We start from the raw sequence: 23,979 nt of genomic DNA, 5'->3' as shown, positions 1-23,979 counted from the left end.
GACGAACTGGTTGTCACGTCAGTGCGTGGGCAAACCGGCTGTCATGGCGTTCCCTTCCGCGTCAATTCGAGGCCCCAGCAACAGGAACGATCTCTGCCTCAGCTTTTCTGGGGCATCGAAGACTTTCCTTGGCATCGGGTCCACACAGGCGATCGCCGGGCTCATCACCATAAGGGATGATGCCATTGACGATGCCAAGCTCGAGCGCCTGCGCACGAGGGATTTCTTTTCGCTCAATCGAGGTCGCGATCATCATCGCCTCGAAAGACTCGGCATTGACACCCATCTCTTCGAAATAGGCGAAGAATTTCGTAGATTCAGCCGTCGTGGGTCTCACAAGGCCGATATCGGAATATCCGACAATCCGCGGCGTTCCGCTCATCAAGACGAGAGCACAGGTCGAAAGGCAGTATGCACCGCCGGCAGAGACCTCCCCCTCGGTCGACCCGCTTTTGGCCATGCTCGCCTTGCAACGCGGATTTAGGGTCGGGCAGTTCGGCAACCGTGTTCTGCCAACCGAGGTCTCCAGACCTGCAGCACGGATGATGCGTCCCATTGCGAAAGCCGCATCCATGTCCCCGCCATTGGACTGAAGCACGATCGGCAGCTTTCTTTCGCCGAGCGGCTTCAAGATCGCCTTCAGCCGGGCCGGGGTATCGGGAGTGATGTCTCCTTCCGCAGAAATCCACTGCGTGCACTCCTCCTGACAATTGCCGTGATGCATCAGGAGAAAGTCCATCGGCTGGGTTGTCGGCAGTTTCTCGCTTGTGTCTGCGACTGCAGCCTGCCCGGGCGCCTCAGCCGCTTCGACCGCCGAATGGCCGTGGCAGACGGCATCAGTGGCTGCACCCGGCCCGCAGAGCGGCATTCCCGGCCACTCATTGTAAGCCAGCATGTCGGTGTTCAGACCCATGCGAAGTGCATCTGCGGGCGGTACGATCGTGATGCGATCAGGAGCCGTACTCATCATCAAAGCGATCAGATCACCGCTGACGCCCATCTCCTTCAAATAGGTCTTCAGGGCAGCAGTGGCCTTCTTGCCGAGCTTGGTGGAGCTGCTCTGTCCCGCCGCCTTGCGTCCAACCTCCTTGCGCGAAATTTCCGTCTTCTTGCCGTTCACGATCTTATATTCGATGCGATAGGAGATACGCACCCTGTTGTAGACGGTCGTGATCTGGTGGACGCCGATGAAGGCCCATTGCGACGAGACGCGCGAGATGCCGCCGGCGAAGGCCAGGGGACACGCAGAAAAGCAGTATGCACCATCCGAATAGGTGACGCCGACCGAGCTGCCATCCTTGGCGATAGCCGCAGCGCAGCGCGCATCATCCTCCGGGCAATCCTTCAGTCGCGTCCCCCCGATAGCTGTTTCCAGGCCTGCCTTGCGGATCATCCGGCCCATCGCATAGGCAGCATCCACCTCACCGCCTTCCGACTGGAAGACGACAGGCAGTTTCCTGTCCCCGATTTTCTTCAGAACTTTCCTAAGCTGGGTGGGAGTATCGGAGGTTATGCGGCCCTCCGCCGATATCCATTCAGGACAGTCTTCCATGCAGAGGAGGCTGCGCACGATGATGAAACGCATCGGGGGTTGCCCTGCCTGCTTCTTCTGCCCAGCCGCCTGCGAAGGCGCGGCACCGAGCGACAAGTTCAACAAAAGAACAACAAGTACTGCCAGAGAAAACAGATGCTTAAAATGCCAACCAGGTGCAAAGCGCACGATTAAATCGCCTCAGTTATACATGATGATACGCTTATCAATTGCATCGTGCCGCAGCAAGCCGGATTTCGACGCCTCCCGCCGCCCAGGCTCTTCCGGCGTGATTCTCTTCCTGCGTGGAGCAGGAAGAATCCCCAGCTATCCCGCCGCAGCAGAAGTCAAAGATACCACAACGCTACTTGCGCAAGCCGCAACTCAACCGATGCGCGCGCAGTTGTGACTATTTCTGTGCGTTTCAGGCTGATCGGCTTGACAAAAGGCAATTGGGACTAGCTTCCGGCGGTGTTTGTGTATTTGATAGCGTCAACATTGAGGCTGCCGGAGGCGTACAAATGTCTTACATGACCACCTCTGAAAGACAGTCGTTGCTTTCGGCGGAACTTGCTGTTGCAGGAACACGCAGCCTGTTTGCGCAAGGGCTCGGCAGAGTCTCCGCGGCCTTCGGACTGTCCTATGCGACGCTGATGCACGCTCCCTCACCGGAAGACCTTCTCCTAAAGCCGCTGCTGATCGAAAGCTCGCTTCCCGCGGCCTATATCAGAGATTTCGATCGGGCCAACATGATGCGTGGTTGCCCTTTCGGCGTACGGTTGAGGGAGTCGGCCGTGCCGCAGGCCTGGCACCTCAGCGATGCCGTCAATGGACAGGCCTTTCCGGCCGAACTGCGCGCCTTGATGCTGCGCCATGCGATACCTGCGGGCGTTGCCATGCCGACCATTGCAGTCGATGGCCGGCGCCTGGTCTTCTGGTTCTGCGGCGAGCGTGCGGCGCTCAGCCAGAGCGAGGTCAACGAGCTGGCGATCATCACTCTGCATGCCCTTGACGCGTTCAATGCGGTCAGACGCAACGAGGAAAGCGCGCACAATGCGCTGTCGACGCGTGAACTTGAAGTGGTGCGCTGGACGGCACAGGGCAAGACCTCGATCGAAATAGGCCAGATCCTGACGCTCTCGGACCATACCGTGAACGCCTATATGACCAATGCGATCAAAAAACTCGATTGCGTCAACCGGACCCAGTTGGTAGCCAAAGCAATTCGATTAAAGCTGATCAGCTGAAAAATCAGAAGAGGATCGGCACGTCATCCTGTGAATAGGGGGAATCGTGTCTCTTCGCTTCGAGCAGCCTAGCTGCGCGTCGTTGGCTTTGAAGATCATACCGCATGCCGCTGACGACCGACGCCCTAACGATCGAGCACCGACCGGATCTCGACGAGGTTCGAGCGCACCCTCAGGATATAGAAGCCCATGGTGGCGAGGTGGCTCGGCATGATCCAGCCGTCTTCGCGACCATTCGAGATGATCGCGGGCTGGATGCGCAGTGCCGCCTGGAACTGCCGCGTGGTGCCGCCCCAGATCGCGCCCAGATTGCGCTCCCGCACGACCTGCGAGAAATCCGCCTGCGCGGCGGTCAGGATGGCGTAATAGGCATAGAGTTGGCCGTAGGCGAACCAGAATCGGTCGTCGGCGCGCGTGTCGAACCAGCCGCGATTGTGGTGTTCCGAGCGCTCGGCAAGCATGTCGGAGGTGCTACCAAGATCGTTGGCGATGCGGTCGATGAACTGCATGAGGTTGTCGGCGCGGCCGTCGAAAACAGCGTTGCAGGCGGCGAGATCTGTGTTGAACTTGCGCAGGTCTCTTATCGCCGTACGGTAGAAGGAAGGCGTCGGCGTCTTCGGGCCGAAGGGATTGAGCCCGAAATACCAGCTGTATTCGTCGAACTGCAGATTGCCGCGTGCGCTCTGCAGGTCATTGTTGATGCCAGACGTGCCACGCACGCGCCCGAGCGTGTCGACAAGCTCCGCCGAAGTCCGACGAACGGCTTGGTTGATACCGCGCTGGAACGAGGCCTTGTTGTCGAGGAAGGGCGTGTGGTCCCAGTCGATGCCGAAGAAGCCCATCTTGTAGAGCAGCATGGAGGAAATCCATGCATTCTGGTCGACGTTAAAATCGGTCAGGTCAGCGGCGACATCGACGATAGCCGAGCGCTGGCAGGTCTTGGCGGTCCCAGCACCCGCCCCTTCGGCGACCGGCAGTTCCTGCCCGGCGGGTACCTTGCGTTCGGAAAGCCGATATTGATCGACGAAAGCGGTGTTGAAATTCGTCCACACCTGCGTCTGCCAGAAGAAATAGCCGTAGAGCATGACGAAGAGGGCGACGAACGCGACGATCGGCAACTGGATCATCCAGCTCCGGCGCTGATACCAGCCATGCGCGGCGAGGAAGGGCCAGAAGGCCCAGGCGGAAAACAGGCGGGCCCAGCGGCCGATCGTCTGGCCGATCAGCCTGAAAAAACCGGCAATCCGGTCAAGCATCGTCGTCTCCTGTCAGGCGAGGCGAACACTACAGCGCCGCGCGCTTTTACACGCGCTAAGGACGCTGTAGCACTTTGAGTTGCTGCATAATTCCTTAAATCGGTTCCGAGTTAAGGAATTAAGCAGGAGGACATCGCCGCCCCGCTGCATCCACATATGCGCTCGCCCGCCCGAGCACAACACGAGCCGCCCGATTTTTACGAATGAAAGCAGCGCGAACAGCGCGGCGTCACGGATCAGGAGCGCAGAAATGGCAACCTGAAGCGGAAGGACCTGCGGGCGGCATCGATGAGCGGCGCTCCCGACACTGCCTGCGACGGCTCGGCCCAAGCAGGAAACTTTCCTGCGGCTTCCAGGTCGACGCGGCTCTTGCGCCGCTCCAGATCCTGGGCGACCAGCATCCCCTTCTCGAACAGCCTGATCGGCGCTGCAATATCGGGGAAAAGCTCCGGCTTGATCCTGGCCTTCATGCCCGGCCGGTCGGTATCGACCTGCGCCTGATAGATGATCAGCCGCTCCTCGACATCGATCATCAGCTTGCGCAGCAAGACGTTGCAGGTACCGATCCGGCCATTCAGCGAATCCACCAAAGCCTGGAACAGGCCGATGAAGCGCTCGCGCCGCTGGCTGTCCTCCCGCATCTCGTGCTCCTCCGCGGAAATTCGTTCGGCCTCCGCCTTCAACGCCCGCCGCTCTGCCTCCATCTGTTCCCAGTGCGCCCTGTTGCCATAGACGCCGATACGGCCCTGCGTCGTCAGTGCTTTGGCGTTGAGCTCCTTCATCTTCAGTCGGGCGATGTCGATCGAATCGACCAGCCGGCGCCGTTGCTCGACAATGCCTACGAGACCGTGTTCGGCTATCTTGTGGCGTTCGATGATCGAGGTGCGCTGGCTTACAATCAGCCTGGCGAGCGCGTCGGATTTCGCGAGGAGATCGAGCAGCCGCTCGATGGCAGGCGCCTCGCGCACGCGTTCGGTATACATGCGCCACATCCGCTGGCGCGATGTCCAGCCGGCCATTTTCTCGCGCAGCGTCAATCCGCGGGAACTGTCGAGATCGGCCGAAACCTCCCCCGTCATCCGGTCCAATGTAAAGACCAGCTCGGCAAGCAACGCATCGAGCGCCGCGCCATCGGCGATATGGGCCTGGAAGCGCGCATTCTGTTCGAGAAAAACCTCGTCGGCCGATCGTGTTTCGTCGCTGTCAAAGCCGCGGATGCAGGCTTCGCAACAGGCTCCCTCGGCCGCAATCTTTTCGGCAAGGCCGCCTGCGGCTTCGTACTGACTGTCGAATGGCGGAGCTTTGCGCACCTCATCCCTCCGGAGAATCGTCCGCCCAAGCTAGCCGCTCCAGACGCCGAAGAAAACCGGCTCTGTCACCGCCTCACACCGGCTCGGCGATCCAGACCCCATTCATTTCGTCGTCCCAGTGCCTGCGGCAGAGCGAGACATATTTCTCATTGCCGCCGACATCGATCTGCGCGCCTTCGTGCAACACCTTCCCCTGCGCGTCCAGCCGCACCACCATCGTCGCCTTACGCCCGCAGTGGCAGATCGTGCGCACCTCGCGCATTTCGTCGGCGATCGCCAAAAGCTCCTGGGAGGCCGGAAACAGCTTGCCCTGAAAATCCGTCCTCAGCCCGTAGACCATGACGGGGATGCCGAGTCGGTCGACGATGCGGGCAAGCTGCCAGACATGGAGAGGCGTCATGAAATGCGCCTCGTCGACGAAGACGCAGGAGATCGGCGCCCCTTCACTCTGCGTCATGACCAGCCGGAACAGATCCTCGTCCGGCTCGAAGGGTATGGCGCTCGCCTCCAGCCCGATCCGCGAACCGATGACGCCGCGGCCGGCGCGCTCGTCGAAGGCGGCGATCAGCTGCAACGTGCGCATGCCGCGCTCCCGATAATTATAGGAGGCTTGCAGCAGCATCGTCGACTTGCCGGCGTTCATCGTCGAGTAGTTGAAATAGAGCTTTGCCATCGGATTTCTCCCTGATCGGTTTATTGAAAGCTCGGATCGGCAAAGAAAAGCCCCGCAACGGCAATAATCACAGGAATTGACGCCCGAAACCCGCCGAAAGGCGCAAAAAACCCGCGACTGCGAAAAATCTGCGAACGTCGCAATCGCACCCGTCGATACGACGCAAACACACTGAGGTCGCTTGTCAAACTGGGCTATTGGTGATTGGCTTGGGGACCTAAAGACTGGGAGTCTAAAATGAAAACAACAAGCGCATTCAAACTCGTCACTGCAACTGCCGTCGCCGCCCTCTCCGTTGCGACCGCCGCTTTCGCCGCCGATCCCGACAGCTGCTCCACCGTCCACTTCTCCGATGTCGGCTGGACTGACATTACCGCCACGACGGCGACCGCCTCCGTCGTCCTGAAGAGCATCGGCTACCAGACCGACGTCAAGGTACTCTCGGTGCCGGTCACCTATACCTCGCTGAAGAACAAGGACATCGACATCTTCCTCGGCAACTGGATGCCGACGCAGGAAAAGGACGTCCGGCCCTATATCGATGACAAGTCGGTTGATTCCTTTGGCCCCAACCTCGTTGGCGCCAAGTACACGCTCGCCACCAACGCCAAGGGTGCTGAGCTCGGCATTAAGGACTTCAAGGATATCGCCGCCCACAAGGACGATCTCGACGGCAAGATCTACGGCATCGAACCCGGCAATGACGGCAACCGCCTCGTCATGGATCTGATCGAAAAGAACACGTTCGGCATGAAGGATATGGAAGTCGTCGAATCCTCCGAACAGGGAATGCTCGCCCAGGTCGCTCGCGCCGAGAAGGCAGGCAAGCCCGTCGTCTTCCTCGGTTGGGAACCCCATCCGATGAACACCAACTTCAAGCTGACCTATCTCACGGGCGGCGACGACGTCTTCGGTCCCGACTTCGGCGGCGCCAAGGTCTACACGAATGTCCGCGCCGGCTACCTCGGCGAATGCCCGAATGTCGGCGCGATGCTGAAGAACCTGACGTTCTCCCTCGACATGGAGAACCAGATCATGGGTAAGATCCTCGACGACGGCAAGGAGCCGGAAGCCGCGGCTACCGAATGGCTGAAGGCCAACCCGTCGGCGCTCGAGCCCTGGCTCGCCGGCGTCAAGACCCGCGACGGCAAGGGCGACGCTCTGGCGGCCGCCAAGACCAGCCTCGGCCTTTGATCACATGAACGGGGCGGTTCGCCGCCCCGCTTCATTTTTGTCCGATTGTTATTTTTCTGGATAGGCGCGCTCTTGAATTGGATCACCGACTCTAAGATTCCCATCGGCCCATTGGCCAAATCCTTCGTGGACTGGCTGACCTCGAATGGCGAATGGTTCTTCAACCAGCTTGCCTTTCTGCTGTCGCACGTCATCGACGGCCTGCTCTTCGTGCTGCAAAAGCCGCATCCGCTGATCGTCATCGCGATTATTTCCGCCCTCGCCTTCTGGCTGCGGCGGTCGATCGCGATCACGCTCTTCACCTGTCTTGGGCTGCTGCTCATCATGAACCAAGGATACTGGAAGGAGACGACGGAGACGCTCGCCCTCGTGCTCGCCTCCACCTTCGTCAGCATGGTGATTGGCATTCCACTCGGTATCGCGGCCGCCCGCCGCGCCTGGGTCTATGCCGCCATGCGCCCGGTACTTGATCTGATGCAGACCATTCCGACATTCGTCTACCTGATCCCGGCACTGATCCTGTTCGGCCTTGGAATGGTTCCGGGCCTGATCGCGACCGTCATCTTCGCGATCCCCGCTCCCATTCGATTGACACGTCTCGGCATTATCTCGACGCCGCCCTCCCTTGTCGAAGCCGCGGTCGCCTTCGGCGCGCGGCCGATGCAGGTGCTGCGCAAGGTCGAGCTCCCCTTCGCGGCGCCGCAGATCATGGCGGGTCTCACACAGACTATCATGTTGTCGCTGTCGATGGTGGTCATCGCCGCACTCGTTGGCGCTGATGGTCTCGGCGTGCCGGTCGTGCGTGCGCTGAACACCGTCAATGTCGCAAAAGGCTTCGAAGCCGGTCTCTGTATCGTCATCCTGGCGATCATTCTCGACCGCATGTTCCGCACGGCGGGTGAAGGAGACGGCGCATGACCGCGGTAAGCTTCAAGGATGTCAGCATTATCTTCGGCGATCGGCCGGAAGCCGCTCTTGCCATGGCCGACCAGGGCAAAACGCGTGACGAGATCGGCGCCGCGACTGGCCTGGTGCTCGGCGTCGCCGATGCGTCGCTGACGATCGAGGAAGGCGAGATCCTCGTGCTGATGGGCCTTTCCGGTTCGGGCAAGTCGACCTTGCTGCGCGCCGTCAACGGGCTCGCTCCCGTGGTGCGCGGCGACGTCGCGGTCTCCACGACCACCGGCCTCGTCAATCCTTACAAATGCAATGCCAAGGCGCTGCGCGAACTGCGCACCCACACCGTCTCCATGGTGTTCCAGCAGTTCGCCCTGCTGCCCTGGCGCACCGTCGCGGAAAATGTCGGCTTCGGTCTCGAACTCGCCGGCATGCCGGAGGCCGAACGCAAGGCCCGCGTCGGCGAGCAGCTCGAACTCGTCAACCTGACGAAATGGGCGAACCGCAAGGTCAACGAATTGTCCGGCGGCATGCAGCAGCGTGTCGGCCTTGCCCGCGCCTTTGCCACCGGCGCCCCGATCCTGCTCATGGACGAGCCTTTCTCGGCGCTCGACCCGCTGATCCGCACCCGCCTGCAGGACGAACTCCTGGAGTTCCAGCGGCGGCTGAAGAAGACCATTCTCTTCGTCAGCCACGATCTCGACGAGGCTTTCCGCATCGGCAATCGCATCGCCATCATGGAGGGCGGCCGGATCATTCAGTGCGGAACGCCGCACGACATCGTCAAGAACCCCGCGGACCAGTATGTCGCCGACTTCGTGCAGAACCTCAACCCGATCAACATGCTGACCGCCGCCGACGTCATGCAGCCCGGTCTCGGCCAGACGGCGGCCGGCATGAGCGTCAGCGCCACGGCCCGTGCCGCAACTCCGCTCGTCGATGTCCTCGACGTACTCGCCCGCCAGCCGGGCAGCATCGGCATCGTGGAAAACGGTACGGTCATCGGCACGATCACCGCCCAGGATGTCGTCGCCGGCCTCACGCGTCATCGCCGCAAGGAGGACGCTTGATGTTTTCGATCCGCTTTGCCACAAAGCGGGTATGAAAGATCAGCCCTCGCCCTTACGCGAAACCGACGACGAGGCCCGCAGGCTCGCCCGCGTGCTGTTGCGCTCCGCACGGTACGCGGCGATTGCCGTTCTCGATCCCGATACTGGTTTTCCCTTTGCCAGCCGAGTGCTCCTCGCCACCGATATCGACGGCGCCCCCGTCATCCTGGTTTCGAAACTTTCGGCTCACACAAAGGCGCTCGCAAGAGACCCGCGCGCCTCGCTGCTGACCGGCGAGCCCGGCAAGGGCGATCCGCTTGCCCATGGCCGGCTGACGACCCAATGCACGGCGGAGCCGATTGAGCATGGTCATCGGCTCCACGAGCGCATTCGCACGCGTTTCCTCGATCGCCATCCCAAGGCAAATCTCTATATCGATTTCCCCGATTTCCTCTTCTTCCGTCTCAAACCGGAGCAGGCGAGCCTCAACGCCGGCTTCGGCCGCGCCTACCATCTCGACGGCGGGGATCTCATCATCCAATCACCGGCAAACGAAGAGGTTGCCGCCAAAGCGGCCGAAATAGTGCGAGATTTAGTAGAGCGCCATTCCGATGTGGCGCAAACCCTTGCCATGCGCTTAAAAGCCCCGAAATCGGCTTCTTGGCGCATCTGCGGTATCGATCCGGCGGGTTTTGAGATCATTTCCAGCGACTTTTTGGTGCGATGCGAATTCGAAACGCTCGCTGTGGATTCCGATCACATTTGTTCAAACATATCTAAAATAGCATACTCGATACCTTAAATTTAGGTATATACAATCTTCGAGCCCAGTTGCTAATTTTGCCGCGGGCTCCGGCAGACAGCCCTTACCAGATAGATGATGTACGTTTCGCATTAGGAAGATAACAATATGGAAACCCCCGATTTGGCTGACCACACGAATGTGGCGGCAGCACTATTGTCAGCCATGGCCAATCCCAAAAGATTGCTGATCCTGTGCAGCCTGGTAAAAGGCGAGGTCGCCGTCGGAGTGCTTGCCACACAAGTCGGCCTTAGCCAGTCGGCGCTTTCACAGCACCTTTCGAAACTGCGCGCGCAGAAGCTGGTCAAGACCCGCCGCGACGCTCAAACCATCTACTATTCGAGTACATCCGAGCCGGTCATGAAGATCCTGGCGACGCTCGAAGACATCTACCTCGTTCCGAGCAGAAGCAGATCCGCAGCCTGATGATAGCGCTGACATGAACGTCGGCCGGTGCCGCGCCGTAGGAAATGCTCCCCGCAAATCTCGGCAACGTATTCAAGCAGCTGAACTCAAAACGACCGGCAACTCTCGCAATTTGCCGGTCGCGCTTTTGTGTCGGGACTTTTCTCGTTGACGCGTTGGGAAGCCCTGATAATTTGACCGGGCAGTAAAAATTCGGGCGACAAGCCCCTGGGAACGGGCCGCCAACGGTCAGGAGAACAGCATGTCCAACCGCCTCAATGCACCGAACGATCTTCGTGCCTTCTGGATGCCGTTTACGGCAAATCGCCAGTTCAAGAAGGAGCCGCGGTTATTCGTCGGCGCCAAGGACATGTATTATACCACCCATGACGGTCGTCAGGTGTTGGACGGCACGGCTGGTCTCTGGTGCGTCAACGCCGGCCACTGCCGCCCGAAAATCACCGAAGCGATCCGCGAGCAGGCGGGCGAACTCGATTACGCGCCGGCTTTCCAGCTCGGCCATCCCAAGGCGTTCGAACTGGCGAACCGGCTGGTCGATATCGCTCCGGAGGGCATGAACCACGTCCTCTACACGAATTCCGGTTCCGAATCCGTCGAGACCGCGCTCAAGGTGGCGCTTGCCTATCACCGCGTGAAGGGTAACGGTTCGCGTTTCCGCCTGATCGGCCGGGAGCGCGGCTATCACGGCGTCAATTTCGGCGGCATCTCCGTCGGCGGCATCGTCGCCAACCGCAAGATGTTCGGCACGCTCCTGACCGGTGTCGACCACATGCCGCACACCCACCAGCCCGGCAAGAACAACTTCACCCGCGGCGAACCTGAGCATGGCGGTGACATCGCTACCGAACTCGAGCGCATCGTCACGCTGCATGACGCCTCCACCATCGCCGCCGTCATCATCGAGCCGGTGGCGGGCTCCACCGGTGTCCTGATTCCGCCGAAAGGCTACCTGCAGAAGCTGCGCGAAATCTGCACCAAACATGGCATCCTTCTGATCTTCGACGAAGTCATCACCGGCTTCGGCCGTCTCGGTGCCCCCTTCGCCGCGCAATATTACGACGTCAAGCCCGACATGATCACTACCGCCAAGGGACTGACCAACGGCGTCATTCCGATGGGCGCTGTCTTCGTCACCTCCGAGATCCATGATGCCTTCATGAACGGCCCGGAGCACATGATCGAGTTCTTCCACGGCTATACCTATTCCGGTAACCCGATCGCTTCCGCCGCAGCCCTTGCCACGCTCGACACCTATAAGGAAGAAGGTCTGCTCACCCGCGCCGGCGAACTTTCCAACTACTGGGCCGACGCGCTGCATTCACTCAGGGATTGCCCTAACGTCATCGACATCAGGAACACCGGCCTAATCGGCGCAATTGAACTCGACCCGATCGCCGGCGAGCCGACGAAACGCGCCTTCACCGCCTTCCTGAAGGCCTATGAGAGCGGGCTTCTGATCCGCACCACCGGCGACATCATCGCACTCTCCCCGCCGCTGATCATCGAGAAGCAGCATATCGACGAACTCTTCGGCAAGCTGCGGACCATTCTTCAGAACAACATCTGAAGACGCTCACGAGGCTCTCATCAGAAGACCCGCGATAGACAATGTTCTCGCGGGTCTTTCCGTCTGAAAATTTAAACCTCAGTTCACAGAGGCGACGGAAAGGCAGAGGGCGAACTTTTTCAGGAGCTGGCGATCGAAATGCCCCTCGGCGCCGAACATCCATTTCAGTGCCTGGCTGGCACTCCACGGCGCCTTATATGGCCGCACAGAGGTAATGGCGTCATACACATCGCAGATCGTGGCCATCCGCGCGTGCAGGCTCACCTCGCTGGCGGGCAAGCTGCGCGGATAGCCTTTGCCGTCGATGCGTTCGTGATGATTGAGGCAAACGTCGAGAACGATGTCCGACATGCCCTCCTGCCGCGACAGGATCGCGTGCCCCTTCTCCGGATGGCCCCGAAGCAAGCCGATTTCATCCTTTTCCAGGGGCCCCGTCTTGTTCAGCACCTCAAGCGGAATTTCAAGCTTGCCGACATCGTGCAGCAAACCCGCGGTGCCGAGCATCTGAATCGTATGCTCGTCGAGTGCGAGATGACGGCTGAAAAGGATCATCAGCGCGCTCACCGAAATGGAATGCAGGAAGGTTACCTCGTCCTTTGATTTCAGGCGCGTGACGCTCAGGAACACCGCGGGGTTCTCATCCATCGACTTGGAGACGGACGAAATCACCGGCGCCACGTGATCTATGCTGACTCCATCGCCGTTCCGCAGCTTTGCGAAAGCCTCTTCCAGCAACTGCACGGATTTCTGGACGGTCTCGCGCGCGGCCTGAATGTCGATCTCGACGTCGCGGCCCGGCAGGCCGTTGGTATCGAGCCCCTTGCTGGTATTGATGACGACGCCGGCAGTGCCGCATTTACGAATTTTTGCAGCATCAATCTCACGCCGCAGGGAAAATCTGCGCTTGGACAAAAACGGATCCTGCCACAGGCCCTCGATAACCTCCACAAACATTCCGATACACACCTGACCGGCGTCGATACGCTTGAGCATGCAGATCTCTGTTTCCCGATAGGTCTATCTAATTCTTTGTATTCTTCTCTTTTTCAATGCGGCGGTATTCGGGGTCCCATGGATACTACTGCCATTGGCCAAACTAACGGTTAATAGGGAAATTAAAGACAACCTTATGGATGTGATTTTGTCCGGAAGCAGGTCGTGACCATTCGCCGCCTCGCCTTTGAAAATCGCGACAAAACGGAGAAAATGATCCGTTCCAACTGAATTTTCAGCCGGATCCGCCGAATTTTCCTTCCATTTTGTTATGAACTTGCGCAATCCCATCAAAATTTCTAGAAATCTTGCCATGAGCCCTCCCCGAGTCAAACATGGCCGGCGGGTTCGCTGATCGCACCGTTACCGATCGTCCTTGGCGCAGCCTCTGGAGTCTGTTGAATGATCGGGAAAGCCGGCGCGGCACATCATCGCGGGTCGACGACCCCATCCAAGGAGACAGACAATGACCCTCAAGACATTGACGGCGACCCTCGTCGCGTCACTCGCCTTTGCGCCCCTTGCTCATGCCGACATCACCATCGGCCTGATCGCGCCGCTGACCGGTCCCGTCGCCGCCTATGGCGATCAGGTGAAGAACGGCGCTCAGACTGCCGTCGACGAGATCAACAAGAAGGGCGGCATTCTCGGCGAGAAGGTCGTGCTGGAACTGGCCGACGATGCCGGCGAACCGAAGCAGGGCGTTTCCGCCGCCAACAAGGTTGTTGGCGACGGCATCCGCTTCGTCGTCGGCCCGGTGACATCGGGCGTTGCGATCCCGGTGTCGGACGTTCTGGCTGAAAACGGCGTGCTGATGGTCACCCCGACCGCAACAGCCCCGGACCTCACCAAGCGCGGCCTCACCAATGTGCTGCGCACCTGCGGCCGCGACGATCAACAGGCCGAAGTCGCCGCCAAATACGTGCTGAAGAATTTCAAGGACAAACGCATCGCCATCGTCAACGACAAGGGCGCCTACGGCAAAGGTCTTGCCGACGCCTTCAAGGCAACGCTGAACGCCGGCGGCATCACCGAAGTCGCCAATGACGCGATCACCCCTGGCGACAAGGATTTCAGCGCCCTCACCACCCGTATCAAGTCCGAGAAGGTCGACATCGTCTATTTCGGCGGCTACCACCCGGAGGGCGGCCTGCTCGCCCGCCAGCTGCATGACCTCTCCGCCAACGCGATGATCATCGGTGGCGACGGCCTCTCGAACACCGAATTCTGGGCGATCGGCACCGATGCGGCGGGAGGCACGCTGTTCACCAATGCTTCCGACGCCACCAAGAGCCCGGACTCCAAGACGGCTGCCGATGCGCTCGCCGCCAAGAACATTCCGGCCGAGGCCTTCACCCTCAACGCCTATGCCGCCGTCGAAGTTCTGAAAGCCGGCATCGAAAAGGCCGGCAGCGCCGAGGATGCGGAAGCCGTCGCGGCTGCTCTGAAGGATGGGATGGAGGTTCCGACCGCCATCGGCAAGCTCACCTACGGCGAGACCGGCGACCTGACCTCGCAAAGCTTCTCGCTTTACAAGTGGGAAGGCGGGAAGATCGTCGCTGCGGAATAAATCAGGATATAGAGATTGCGACCGGGCGCTATAAGCGCCCGGTTTCGCTTGTGGGCATCGCATGTCGCTGCAGATCGGTTATAAGTTCCGGAATCGGTTGCAATGTGAGCGGTGCCATGACCAACAGACTCGAACGTCTCATCGACCAGGGTGTGGGCCGTATCCCCGCCGACATCGTGCTGAAGGGCGGCAGCTTCTTCGATCTCGTCACCGGCGAAATCGTCCGCTCCGACATCGCCATCGGCGCCGACCGCATCGTCGGCACCGCGGGCGACTATGCGGGCGAGACCGAGATCGACATCTCGGGCAGAACCGTCGTTCCCGGCTTCATCGACACGCATCTGCACATCGAATCCTCGCTGGTCACGCCGCATGAATTCGACCGCTGCGTCCTGCCCTATGGCGTCACGACCGCTATCTGCGATCCGCACGAGATTGCCAATGTGCTCGGCACCGAGGGCATCGAATTCTTCCTCGAATCGTCGCTGGAGACGATCATGGACATCCGCGTCCAGCTCTCCTCGTGCGTGCCGGCAACGCATCTCGAAACTGCGGGCGCTGACTTGCCGATCGAAAGCCTGCTGCCCTTCCGCGACCATCCCAAGGTGATCGGCCTTGCCGAGTTCATGAATTTCCCCGGCGTGATCCACAAAGATCCCATCTGCATGGCCAAGCTTGACGCCTTCCAGGGCGGTCATATCGACGGTCATGCGCCGCTTCTGTCCGGCAAGGATCTCAACGGTTATCTCTCGGCCGGCATCCGCACCGAGCATGAGTGCACGAGCGCCACCGAGGCGCTGGAGAAGATCCGCAAGGGCATGCATATCCTGGTGCGCGAGGGCTCGGTGTCCAAGGACCTCGCCGCGCTGATCCCGATCATCACCGAGCGGCTTTCCCCCTACCTCGCGCTCTGCACCGACGACCGCAATCCACTCGATATTGCCGAACAGGGCCATCTCGATCATATGATCCGCACGGCGATCGCCAACGGCGTCGAGCCCTTGGCGATCTACCGCGCCGCCTCGATCTCGGCCGCTCGCGCCTTCGGCCTTAGAGACCGCGGCCTGGTGGCGCCCGGCTGGCGCGCCGATCTCGTGGTTCTCGACAGCCTGGAAAGCTGCCGTGCAGAGATGGTTTTTTCCGCCGGCCGCCGCGTCACCGACGCGCTTTTTGCCACGCGCAGACCGGTCGCCCCGATCGGCCTCGACAGCGTCAAGGCCCGGCCGGTCAATGCCGCCCATTTCGGTGTGCCGGTCGCCGAGGGCGAAACATCGGTCATAGGCGTCATGCCGGGCAAGATCATCACCGAGCATCGCCGCTACCGCCTGCCGGCCAAGGGCAACGAGACGACGGTCGATCTAACCAACGACATCATCAAGGTCGCCGTCATCGAGCGCCACGGCAAGAACGGCAACCATGCCAACGGCTTCGTCCAAGGCTTCGGCCTGAAGAAGGGTGCGATCGCCTCCACCGTCGGCCATGACAGCCACAATATCTGCGTCGTCGGGGTCAATGAGGACGACATGGCCCGCGCCGCAAACCGCCTCGGCGAGATCAAGGGTGGTTTCGTCGTGATCGAGGACGGCAAGATAACCGGCGAAATCGCCCTGCCCGTCGCCGGCCTGATGAGTCTGGAACCCTACGAGAAGGTGCGCGACACGCTGCACCATCTGCGCAAGGCCGCCTTGGCACTCGGCGCCACGCTGGAAGAGCCATTCCTCCAGTTGGCCTTCCTGCCGCTGCCCGTCATCCCGCATCTGAAGATTTCCGACCGCGGCATGGTCGATGTGGACAAATTCGCGCTGATCGGGTGAGTAGCGCCAGGGTTGGAGTGCTTACTGCCAGGCTTCCGGCAATTCACTCTCAACAGGTTTCGCAACGGGCACCGTCCCGAGCAGCTTCGAGAGGCCACCAACCCGCGCACAGAACCCGTCCAGCGCCCCAAGCGTGACCGTTCCGGCTCCGTCCACAGCCTCGTACCCCGGCATGGTCAACGGCTCTCCGAACACCATGCCGTCAGGCAGGCGGAATTCCGCCGGTTTGCGCGTCAGGTTGAAAACGAACAGCAGTTTCTCTTCACCCTTTTCGCGGGTGAAGGCGAGCAGGTCCTGGTTGGTGCCGATGAAGGTCATCTCGCCGTCAACAAGCGCCGGCTGGCTCCTCCGGAAGGCGAGCGTCCTGCGGTAGTGGTGCAGCACCGAGCTGTTGCTGTCCTCCTGCGTATCCACGGAAAGCGCAGCCTGCTCGTAAGGCACCGGCAGCCAGCTCTTTTCAGCCGAGGTGAAGCCTGCATGCGCCTTGCTGGCTTCCCAAGGCATCGGCGTGCGGCATCCGTCGCGGCCCTTGAAGGCCGGCCAGAAGCGGATGCCGTAGGGATCGCGCAGATCCTCGAAGGCAAGCTCCGCTTCCGGCAGTCCGAGCTCCTCGCCCTGGTAAAGGCAGATCGAACCGCGCAGCGCCGCAAGCACGGAGATCGCGAGCTTGGCGATGACGGGCCGCTCCTCTTCGGTCAGCGCGAACCGGCTGACATGGCGCATGACGTCGTGATTGGAGAATGCCCAGCAGACCCAGCCGTCGGTCACCACCTTCTGGAAGGCTTCGACGCAGCCGCGGATATGTGCGGCGGTGAAATCCGGTCCCAGCAGATCGAACGTGTAGCACATGTGCAGCTTATCATCGCCGCTCGTATAGGCGGCCACCGTCTTCAGCGAGCGTGCACCGTCGCCGACTTCGCCGACGGTCGTGCGATCCTCATAGCGGTCGAGCAGTGCGCGGAAGCGCTTGAGGAAGCCAATGTTTTCCGGCTGCGTCTTGTCGTAGAGGTGGTTCTGCATGCCATAGGGATTGGTGTCGGGCGCATCGAGGCCCCCATCATTGGTATCGGGCTCGTGCGGCGGATTGCTTCTGAGTTGCTTGTCGCAGAAATAATAGTTGACCGTGTCCAGCCGGAAGCCGTCGACGCCGCGATCGAGCCAGAACTTCACCGTCTCCAGCACCGCCTCCTGCACTTCTGCGTTGTGGAAATTGAGGTCGGGCTGCGACGTCAGGAAATTGTGCTGGTAATATTGCCGGCGCACGCCGTCCCATTCCCAGCCCGGCCCGCCGAAGATCGACAGCCAGTTGTTCGGCGCCGTCCCGTCCGGCTTCGGGTCGGCCCAGACATACCAGTCCGCCTTCGCATTGCTCCGGCTCGCCCGGCTCTCGACAAACCAGGGATGTCGGTCGGAGGTGTGCGAGATCACCTGGTCGATGATGACTTTGATGCCGAGCCTGTGCGCCTCGGCCATCATCTCGTCGAAATCGGCGAGCGTGCCGAAGATCGGGTCGACGTCGCAATAATCGGACACGTCGTAACCCATGTCGGCCATGGGAGACTTGAAGAAGGGTGAAAGCCAGATCGCATCGACGCCGAGGCTGGCGATATGCGGCAGCCGGCGGGTGATGCCTTTGAGATCGCCGAGCCCATCGCTGTTCGTGTCCTGAAACGAGCGCGGGTAGACCTGATAGATCACCGCTCCGCGCCACCAGCCCGCATTCCCGCCTGCCTGCAATGCCATCGGCTACATCTCCTGCCTCGTTTGCGCTCGACACACTAAAGCGGACGAAACAAAAGACAACCACGTGAAGCCGTTATGAACGGAACCGCGACCGCCGCGACGTTTCGTCGCGATCCAACAAGAGGGAGACGCATATGGGCTTGTCCACAACCTCAATCCAGCCCCCGGATTTGGGGTTGCAACGCAAAGCCTTTGCGATAAGGTGCGCACTGACCTGCACGTAAGAGGTCGAAAATCGGGAACAGATGTCTAATAAAGGCGCAAAGCCTAGAAAGGTGGACCCACGATGAACCAGTTCACGAAAAAATTTCTCGCCTCCGCGATGCTTGGCACATTGCTGGCGTTTTCGGCGCACGCGGCGACGCTCAACATCCACAATGGCGGCGATCCGCAGTCGCTCGATCCGCAGAAACTTTCCGGCGACTGGGAGAACCGCATCGCCGGCGACATTTTCGAAGGCCTCGTCACCGAGGATGCCAAGGACAATCCAGTCCCCGGCCAGGCCGAAAGCTGGACCATCTCGCCTGATGGCAAGGTCTACACGTTCAAGCTTCGCGACGGCATCAAGTGGTCCGATGGCCAGCCGGTAACGGCAGGAGACTTCGTCTTCGCCTTCCAGCGCCTCGTCGACCCGAAGAACGCCGCCGATTATGCCTATCTGCAGTTCACCATCAAGAACGCCGAAAAGATCAACAAGGGCGAGATCACCGATCTCAGCCAGCTTGGCGTCAAGGCGATCGACGACAAGACGCTTGAGATCACCCTCGAAAATCCGACCCCCTATTTCCTCAATGCGCTGATGCACTACACCGCCTATCCGCTGCCGAAGCATGTCGTCGAGGCGAAGGGCCAGGATTGGGTCAAGATCGGCAACATCGTCACCAACGGCCCCTATAAGCCAGTCGAATGGGTTCCCGGCTCGCACGTCACAACAGTCAAGAACGACCAGTGGTACGGGGCCAAGGACCTGAAGATCGACGGCGCCAAGTTCTTCGTGCTCGAGGATCAGGAAGCCGCACTGAAACGTTACCGTGCCGGCGAATTCGACATCCTCACCGACTTCCCGACCGACCAGTACGAGTGGATGAAGAAGAACCTGCCGGGCCAGGCGCATGTCGCTCCCTTCTCCGGCCTCTATTATTATGTCGTCAACTCGCAGAAGCCGCCCTTCAGCGACAAGCGCGTCCGCCAGGCACTGTCGATGGCGATCAACCGTGAAGTCATCGGCCCGCAGATCCTCGGCACCGGCGAGCTGCCAGCCTATTCCTGGGTTCCGCCGGGCACCGCCAATTACGGCGAGCCGGCCTATGTCAGCTGGAAGGACCTGCCGTATAAGGACAAGGTCGCCGAAGCCAAGAAGCTGCTCACTGAGGCCGGCTTCGGCCCGGACAAGCCGCTTCACGCCGTTCTCAGCTACAACACCAACGACAACCACAAGCGCATCGCCGTTGCGATCGCATCCATGTGGAAGCCGCTTGGCGTCGACGTCGAACTCGTCAATGCCGAAACCAAGGTGCATTACGACCAGATGCAGCGTGGCCAGGTCGAAATCGGCCGTGCCGGCTGGCTTGCCGATTATAATGATCCGGACAACTTCCTGAACCTGCTGGTAACAGGCGTCCAGATGAATTACGGCCGCTGGTCCAATCCCGATTACGACAAGCTGATCAAGGACGGCAACGCGGAAACCGATCTGAAGAAGCGCGCCGAAATCTTCAAGAAGGCCGAGCAGCTGGCGCTTGATGAATCCGCCGCCCTGCCGATCTATTATTATGTCTCGAAGAACGTCGTCTCACCGAAGGTCGAAGGCTTCGTCGACAACATCCAGGACATCCACCGCACGCGCTGGCTGTCGATGAAAGAGTAAGGGAAAACGGTCCTTCCCGCCCCGCGCGGGAAGGACCGGCCCACGACCATGATCAAATACGCTCTCCGTCGCCTGCTGTCGACGATCCCCGTCATGTGGATCGCCGTGACAGCCTCGTTTTTCGTCCTGCGCCTTGCCCCCGGCGGCCCTTTCGATGGCGAAAGGCCATTGCCGCCGGTCATCCTCAAGAACCTCGCGGCCCACTACAATCTCGACAAGCCGCTGATCCAGCAATACCTGCTCTACGTCGGAGATCTGCTCAAGGGCGATCTCGGGCCCTCCTTCTCCAGTGAGGATTTCAGCGTCGCTCAGCAGATCATGATCGGTCTGCCCTATACTTTCACGATCGGCACGGCCGCTTTCCTGCTCGCCATCCTCGTCGGCGTGACCGTCGGCTGTCTCGGGGCGCTCTACCAGAACAAGACGCCGGACTACATTCTCGGCAGCCTCATCTTGATCGGCGTCGTGCTGCCGAACTTCCTCATCGCGCCGATCCTTCAATTGATCTTCGGCATCCACCTCGCCTGGTTTCCGGTCGGCGGCTGGGGTGACGGCTCGCTCAAATTCCTCGTGTTGCCGATCATCGTTCTGGCCCTGCCGCATGCCGGGCGCATCTCGCGCATCACCCGCGGCTCGATGATCGAGGTGATGAACCAGAACTTCATCCGCACCGCCAAGGCCAAGGGCATCGGCCCGCGGCTGACGGTGATGCGCCACGCGCTGAAGCCTGCATTGATGCCTGTCGTCTCCTATCTCGGACCGGCGGCAAGCTACCTTCTCACCGGCTCGCTGGTTGTCGAGAGCATCTTCGGATTGCCCGGCATCGGCCGCTACTTCGTCAATGCGGCGTTGAACCGCGACTATGGAATGGTTCTCGGTACGGTCATCTTCTACATGGTGCTGATCGTGTTCCTGAACCTTCTCGTCGATATCGCCTATGCGTGGCTCGATCCGAAAGTGAGAAACCGATGATCCTCAATCCCGCAAAGCGCGAGCTGCTCGCCCAGAAGCTTCTGCAAGCGGAGGGTCTCGCACCCGAAGGCCGTTCGCTGACCAAGGATGCGTTGCGTCGCCTAGCGCGCAACAAGGCCGCCGTGCTGTCGATCGCCGTCCTGGGGCTCCTGATCCTCGCCGCCTTCCTCGGCCCCTGGTTCATTCCCTTCAACTACGAGGATCCGGATTGGGCGGCCTTCCGCATCCCGCCCTCGATCGAGACGGGCCATTATTTCGGCACCGACCCGAACGGCCGCGACCTTCTCGCCCGTGTGCTCTACGGCACCCGCGTCTCGCTTGCCGTCGCGCTGACGGCGACCGTCGTCTCGGTCGTCATCGGCGTGCTTTATGGCGCGATCTCAGGTTATATCGGCGGCAGGCTGGATGCGATCATGATGCGCTTCGTCGACATCATGTACGCGCTTCCCTACATCCTCTTCGTCATCCTGCTGATGGTGATCTTCGGCCGCAACGTCTACCTGCTCTTTGCCGCGATCGGCGCGCTGGAATGGCTGACTATGGCCCGTATCGTGCGCGGCCAGACGCTGTCGATCAAGCATCGCGAGTTCATTGAGGCGGCGCGGGCCTCCGGGCAGCGGCCGTTCAAGATCATCGTCAAGCACATCATCCCGAACCTCGTCGGGCCGGTGGTCATCTTCGCGGCGCTGACGGTGCCTGAAATCATCGCCACGGAAAGCTTCCTTTCCTATCTCGGCTTCGGCGTGCAGGAACCGCTGACTTCACTCGGCACGCTTATTGCCGAGGGAACCGACGCCATGGAAAGCATGCCCTGGCTGCTGATTTTCCCGGCAAGTTTCCTCGTGATGCTGCTGCTCAGCCTGCTTTTCATCGGCGACGGCCTGCGCGACGCGTTCGACCCGAAGGATCGATAGAATGCTCCAAGAAAAAGACATCCTGCTCGAACTCAAGGACTACTCGATCACCTTCGCGACGCCCGACGGCGAGGTGAAGGCGGTCTCCAACATGAACCTCACCGTGCGGCGCGGCGAGCGCATCGCCATCGTCGGCGAGTCCGGCTCCGGCAAGAGCCAGACCTTCCTCGGCATCATGGGCCTCATCGCCAAGAACGGCAAGACGACAGGACAGGCGCTGCTCGAAGGCAAGGACGTGCTGTCGCTGAGACCGCGCGAGCTCGACCAGATCCGCGGCAAGGACATGGCCATGGTCTTTCAGGACCCGATGACGGCGCTGAACCCGTCGCTGAAGATTTCCCGGCAGCTGACGGAACAGCTCGAGGTTCACCGCGGCCTGACGGCGCGCGCCGCATCGGACGCTGCCCTCGACATGCTGAAACGCGTCGGCATCCCCGACCCAACGCGGCGCTTCCACCTTTATCCGCACGAACTGTCAGGCGGCATGCGTCAGCGCATCGTCATCGCCATGGCGCTGCTCACCAAGCCGAAGCTCCTGATTGCCGACGAGCCGACGACGGCGCTCGACGTTACGATCCAGGCGCAGATCCTCGATCTCTTCAACGATCTGACGGCGGAGATGAACACAGCGCTCATCATGATCACCCACGATCTCGGCGTCGTCGCCGGCCTCGCCGACCGCGTCGCCGTCATGTATGCCGGCCGCATTGTCGAGGAGGCGCCTGTCGACGAACTCTTCGATAGTCCCGCCCATCCCTATACGGCGGCCCTGCACGCCTCGATCCCGCGGCCGGACCAGGATGTCGACCACCTCGTCGTCATTCCGGGGCGCCCGCCGAACCTGCAGCACCTGCCAAAGGGCTGCAATTTCTCGCCACGCTGTTCGCAGGTTCAGGACGATTGCATCGACCGCCCGCCGCCGCTCGAAACCCTGGCGCCGCGCCACTGTGCGGCCTGCTACCACCCGTTCCCGCGTCGTGAGGAGTTGCTGAACCATGGCTGAGCGATCGCTGCTGAGAGTCGAAAACCTCACCACCCAGTTCGAACTGCCGGCGAAAGGCCTCTTCAAGCCGCCGGTCTTCCTTACCGCCGTCAATAATGTCAGCTTCGACCTCGCCGAAGGCCGCACGCTCGGCGTCGTCGGCGAATCCGGCTGTGGCAAATCCACACTCGGCCGCTCCATCCTGCGGCTTTTGAAATCGCAGAGGGGCCGCATTCTCTGGCAAGGCCGCAATCTTCTCGACCTGTCGGAGGAGGAAATGCGCGCCGCGCGCCGCGACATGCAGATCATCTTCCAGGATCCGATCGCCTCGCTCGACCCGCGCATGACGGTTGGAGACATCATCGCCGAGCCGCTCACTGTCTTCGAACCGAAACTTTCGAAGTCCGAGCGTACCCAGCGGGTGCGCGACATCATGGGCGCCGTCGGCCTGGTGCCGGAGATGATCAACCGCTATCCGCACGAATTCTCCGGCGGCCAGGCGCAACGCATCGGCATTGCGCGTGCGATCATCACCAAACCGAAGCTCATCGTCTGCGACGAGCCCGTTTCGGCTCTCGACGTTTCGATCCAGGGCCAGGTCATCACGCTTCTGCGCAAGTTGCGCAAGGAATTCGGGCTGACGCTGATCTTCATCAGCCACGACCTCTCGGTCGTGCGCCTGATCTCCGACGATGTGCTGGTGCTCTACCTCGGTCGGGTAGTGGAATCAGGCGACTGCGCCACCGTCTTCGATCATCCGGCCCATCCCTATACACAGGCGCTCTTTTCCGCCGCGCCGATCCCGGATCCGAAGCTCGCGCGCCTGCGCACCCGCATCCGCCTCCAGGGCGATCCGCCCTCGCCGCTCAACCCGCCGAAAGGCTGCGTCTTCTCTCCCCGCTGCTGGAAGGCAACCGACATCTGCCGCACCGAAATGCCGCCGACCGAGGAGGTTCGTCCCGGCCAGAAGGCGGCCTGCTATCATATGGACAGGCCGTGAATGGAACGCGGGCCCTATGAAGCGGCCCGCCTTTTCCAAAGACTTCTCACGTCCCCTTCGCCGCGAAACGGCCAAAACACACTTACTTCGGAATCCATAGTCTCCGATAACAAAGAATTAGATGCGGATATGCTATCCCTGCCTCCGCCTGATCATGGGCCTGGGGAACGCA

The 23,979-nt window shown here is 60.7% G+C and carries 22 protein-coding genes; 15 read left to right on the top strand and 7 right to left on the bottom strand.

The window, feature by feature from the left end:
• Positions 1-61 precede the first annotated feature (61 nt).
• On the bottom strand, positions 62-1,585 hold the full coding sequence (locus HJC04_RS20475) for a hypothetical protein (RefSeq protein WP_259668906.1): 1,524 nt from the start codon (positions 1,583-1,585) through the stop codon (positions 62-64).
• On the opposite strand from HJC04_RS20475, the gene HJC04_RS31845 reads away from it, so the two are divergent.
• On the top strand, positions 1,572-1,940 hold the full coding sequence (locus HJC04_RS31845; protein ID WP_247241714.1) for a hypothetical protein: 369 nt from the start codon (positions 1,572-1,574) through the stop codon (positions 1,938-1,940). The genes HJC04_RS20475 and HJC04_RS31845 overlap by 14 nt on opposite strands.
• Before the next feature lie 112 nt (positions 1,941-2,052).
• The gene (locus HJC04_RS20470; RefSeq protein WP_221146998.1) at positions 2,053-2,778 is read left to right on the top strand and encodes a LuxR family transcriptional regulator; all 726 of its coding nucleotides are present in this window, start codon (positions 2,053-2,055) and stop codon (positions 2,776-2,778) included.
• A gap of 125 nt (positions 2,779-2,903) precedes the next feature.
• Here the strand turns inward: HJC04_RS20470 and HJC04_RS20465 are convergent, their stop codons facing one another.
• From HJC04_RS20465 to HJC04_RS20455, 3 genes are all read right to left on the bottom strand, one after another.
• Positions 2,904-4,034, bottom strand: coding sequence for a DUF2333 family protein (locus HJC04_RS20465; RefSeq protein ID WP_210630421.1), 1,131 nt, complete (start codon positions 4,032-4,034; stop codon positions 2,904-2,906).
• Positions 4,035-4,270: 236 nt separating this feature from the next.
• Positions 4,271-5,344: a hypothetical protein gene (locus HJC04_RS20460; protein ID WP_221146951.1), complete on the bottom strand. Its 1,074-nt coding sequence runs from the start codon at positions 5,342-5,344 to the stop codon at positions 4,271-4,273.
• Positions 5,345-5,417: 73 nt separating this feature from the next.
• Positions 5,418-6,017, bottom strand: a complete 600-nt coding sequence (locus HJC04_RS20455; protein ID WP_221146950.1) for a thymidine kinase — start codon at positions 6,015-6,017, stop codon at positions 5,418-5,420.
• 237 nt (positions 6,018-6,254) lie between these two features.
• On the opposite strand from HJC04_RS20455, the gene HJC04_RS20450 reads away from it, so the two are divergent.
• The 6 genes from HJC04_RS20450 to HJC04_RS20425 all read left to right on the top strand — a co-directional run bounded on the left by HJC04_RS20450 (position 6,255) and on the right by HJC04_RS20425 (position 11,952).
• Positions 6,255-7,211, top strand: coding sequence for a choline ABC transporter substrate-binding protein (locus HJC04_RS20450; RefSeq protein WP_221146949.1), 957 nt, complete (start codon positions 6,255-6,257; stop codon positions 7,209-7,211).
• A 72-nt stretch (positions 7,212-7,283) separates the two neighbouring features.
• Positions 7,284-8,129: a choline ABC transporter permease subunit gene (choW, locus tag HJC04_RS20445; protein WP_210630418.1), complete on the top strand. Its 846-nt coding sequence runs from the start codon at positions 7,284-7,286 to the stop codon at positions 8,127-8,129.
• Entirely contained in the window at positions 8,126-9,178 is a 1,053-nt protein-coding gene (choV, locus tag HJC04_RS20440) for a choline ABC transporter ATP-binding protein (RefSeq protein WP_210630416.1), read from the top strand. Before choW ends, choV begins: the two co-directional genes overlap by 4 nt.
• A gap of 31 nt (positions 9,179-9,209) precedes the next feature.
• Complete coding sequence (locus HJC04_RS20435; protein WP_221146948.1) at positions 9,210-9,959, top strand: HugZ family protein; 750 nt, start codon at positions 9,210-9,212, stop codon at positions 9,957-9,959.
• Between the two features lie 108 nt (positions 9,960-10,067).
• Positions 10,068-10,385, top strand: a complete 318-nt coding sequence (locus HJC04_RS20430; protein WP_064684394.1) for a helix-turn-helix transcriptional regulator — start codon at positions 10,068-10,070, stop codon at positions 10,383-10,385.
• A 241-nt stretch (positions 10,386-10,626) separates the two neighbouring features.
• On the top strand, positions 10,627-11,952 hold the full coding sequence (locus HJC04_RS20425; RefSeq protein WP_221146947.1) for an aspartate aminotransferase family protein: 1,326 nt from the start codon (positions 10,627-10,629) through the stop codon (positions 11,950-11,952).
• A 78-nt stretch (positions 11,953-12,030) separates the two neighbouring features.
• Here HJC04_RS20425 and HJC04_RS20420 read toward each other — a convergent pair whose 3' ends face one another.
• Positions 12,031-12,945, bottom strand: coding sequence for an HD-GYP domain-containing protein (locus HJC04_RS20420; protein WP_210630411.1), 915 nt, complete (start codon positions 12,943-12,945; stop codon positions 12,031-12,033).
• Between the two features lie 24 nt (positions 12,946-12,969).
• Positions 12,970-13,260, bottom strand: coding sequence for a hypothetical protein (locus HJC04_RS20415; protein WP_221146946.1), 291 nt, complete (start codon positions 13,258-13,260; stop codon positions 12,970-12,972).
• A 151-nt stretch (positions 13,261-13,411) separates the two neighbouring features.
• Here HJC04_RS20415 and HJC04_RS20410 point away from each other — a divergent pair, with 151 nt between their 5' ends.
• A complete protein-coding gene (locus HJC04_RS20410) occupies positions 13,412-14,515 on the top strand; it encodes a branched-chain amino acid ABC transporter substrate-binding protein (protein ID WP_221146945.1) in 1,104 nt (367 codons plus the stop codon).
• Positions 14,516-14,631: 116 nt separating this feature from the next.
• On the top strand, positions 14,632-16,329 hold the full coding sequence (gene ade, locus HJC04_RS20405; RefSeq protein ID WP_221146944.1) for an adenine deaminase: 1,698 nt from the start codon (positions 14,632-14,634) through the stop codon (positions 16,327-16,329).
• Between the two features lie 21 nt (positions 16,330-16,350).
• On the opposite strand, the gene HJC04_RS20400 is transcribed toward ade, so the two are convergent.
• On the bottom strand, positions 16,351-18,072 hold the full coding sequence (locus HJC04_RS20400) for an alpha-glucosidase family protein (RefSeq protein WP_221146943.1): 1,722 nt from the start codon (positions 18,070-18,072) through the stop codon (positions 16,351-16,353).
• Between the two features lie 286 nt (positions 18,073-18,358).
• Here HJC04_RS20400 and HJC04_RS20395 point away from each other — a divergent pair, with 286 nt between their 5' ends.
• From HJC04_RS20395 to HJC04_RS20375, 5 genes are read left to right on the top strand one after another with little or no spacing between them, the layout of a single operon-like run.
• On the top strand, positions 18,359-19,939 hold the full coding sequence (locus tag HJC04_RS20395; RefSeq protein ID WP_221102657.1) for a peptide ABC transporter substrate-binding protein: 1,581 nt from the start codon (positions 18,359-18,361) through the stop codon (positions 19,937-19,939).
• A gap of 48 nt (positions 19,940-19,987) precedes the next feature.
• Entirely contained in the window at positions 19,988-20,911 is a 924-nt protein-coding gene (locus tag HJC04_RS20390; protein ID WP_210630401.1) for an ABC transporter permease subunit, read from the top strand.
• Positions 20,908-21,825, top strand: coding sequence for an ABC transporter permease (locus HJC04_RS20385; RefSeq protein WP_221146942.1), 918 nt, complete (start codon positions 20,908-20,910; stop codon positions 21,823-21,825). The genes HJC04_RS20390 and HJC04_RS20385 overlap by 4 nt, the downstream gene beginning before the upstream one ends.
• A 1-nt stretch (position 21,826) precedes the next feature.
• Positions 21,827-22,828 (top strand): ABC transporter ATP-binding protein, encoded by a 1,002-nt coding sequence (locus HJC04_RS20380; RefSeq protein ID WP_221146941.1) that lies wholly within the window; start codon positions 21,827-21,829, stop codon positions 22,826-22,828.
• Positions 22,821-23,807, top strand: a complete 987-nt coding sequence (locus HJC04_RS20375) for an ABC transporter ATP-binding protein (protein ID WP_210630396.1) — start codon at positions 22,821-22,823, stop codon at positions 23,805-23,807. Before HJC04_RS20380 ends, HJC04_RS20375 begins: the two co-directional genes overlap by 8 nt.
• Positions 23,808-23,979 lie beyond the last annotated feature (172 nt).

The organism is Rhizobium sp. NLR8a, from assembly GCF_019685235.1.
GTDB lineage: Bacteria > Pseudomonadota > Alphaproteobacteria > Rhizobiales > Rhizobiaceae > Rhizobium.
This window is presented reverse-complemented; position numbering and strand designations above follow the sequence as displayed.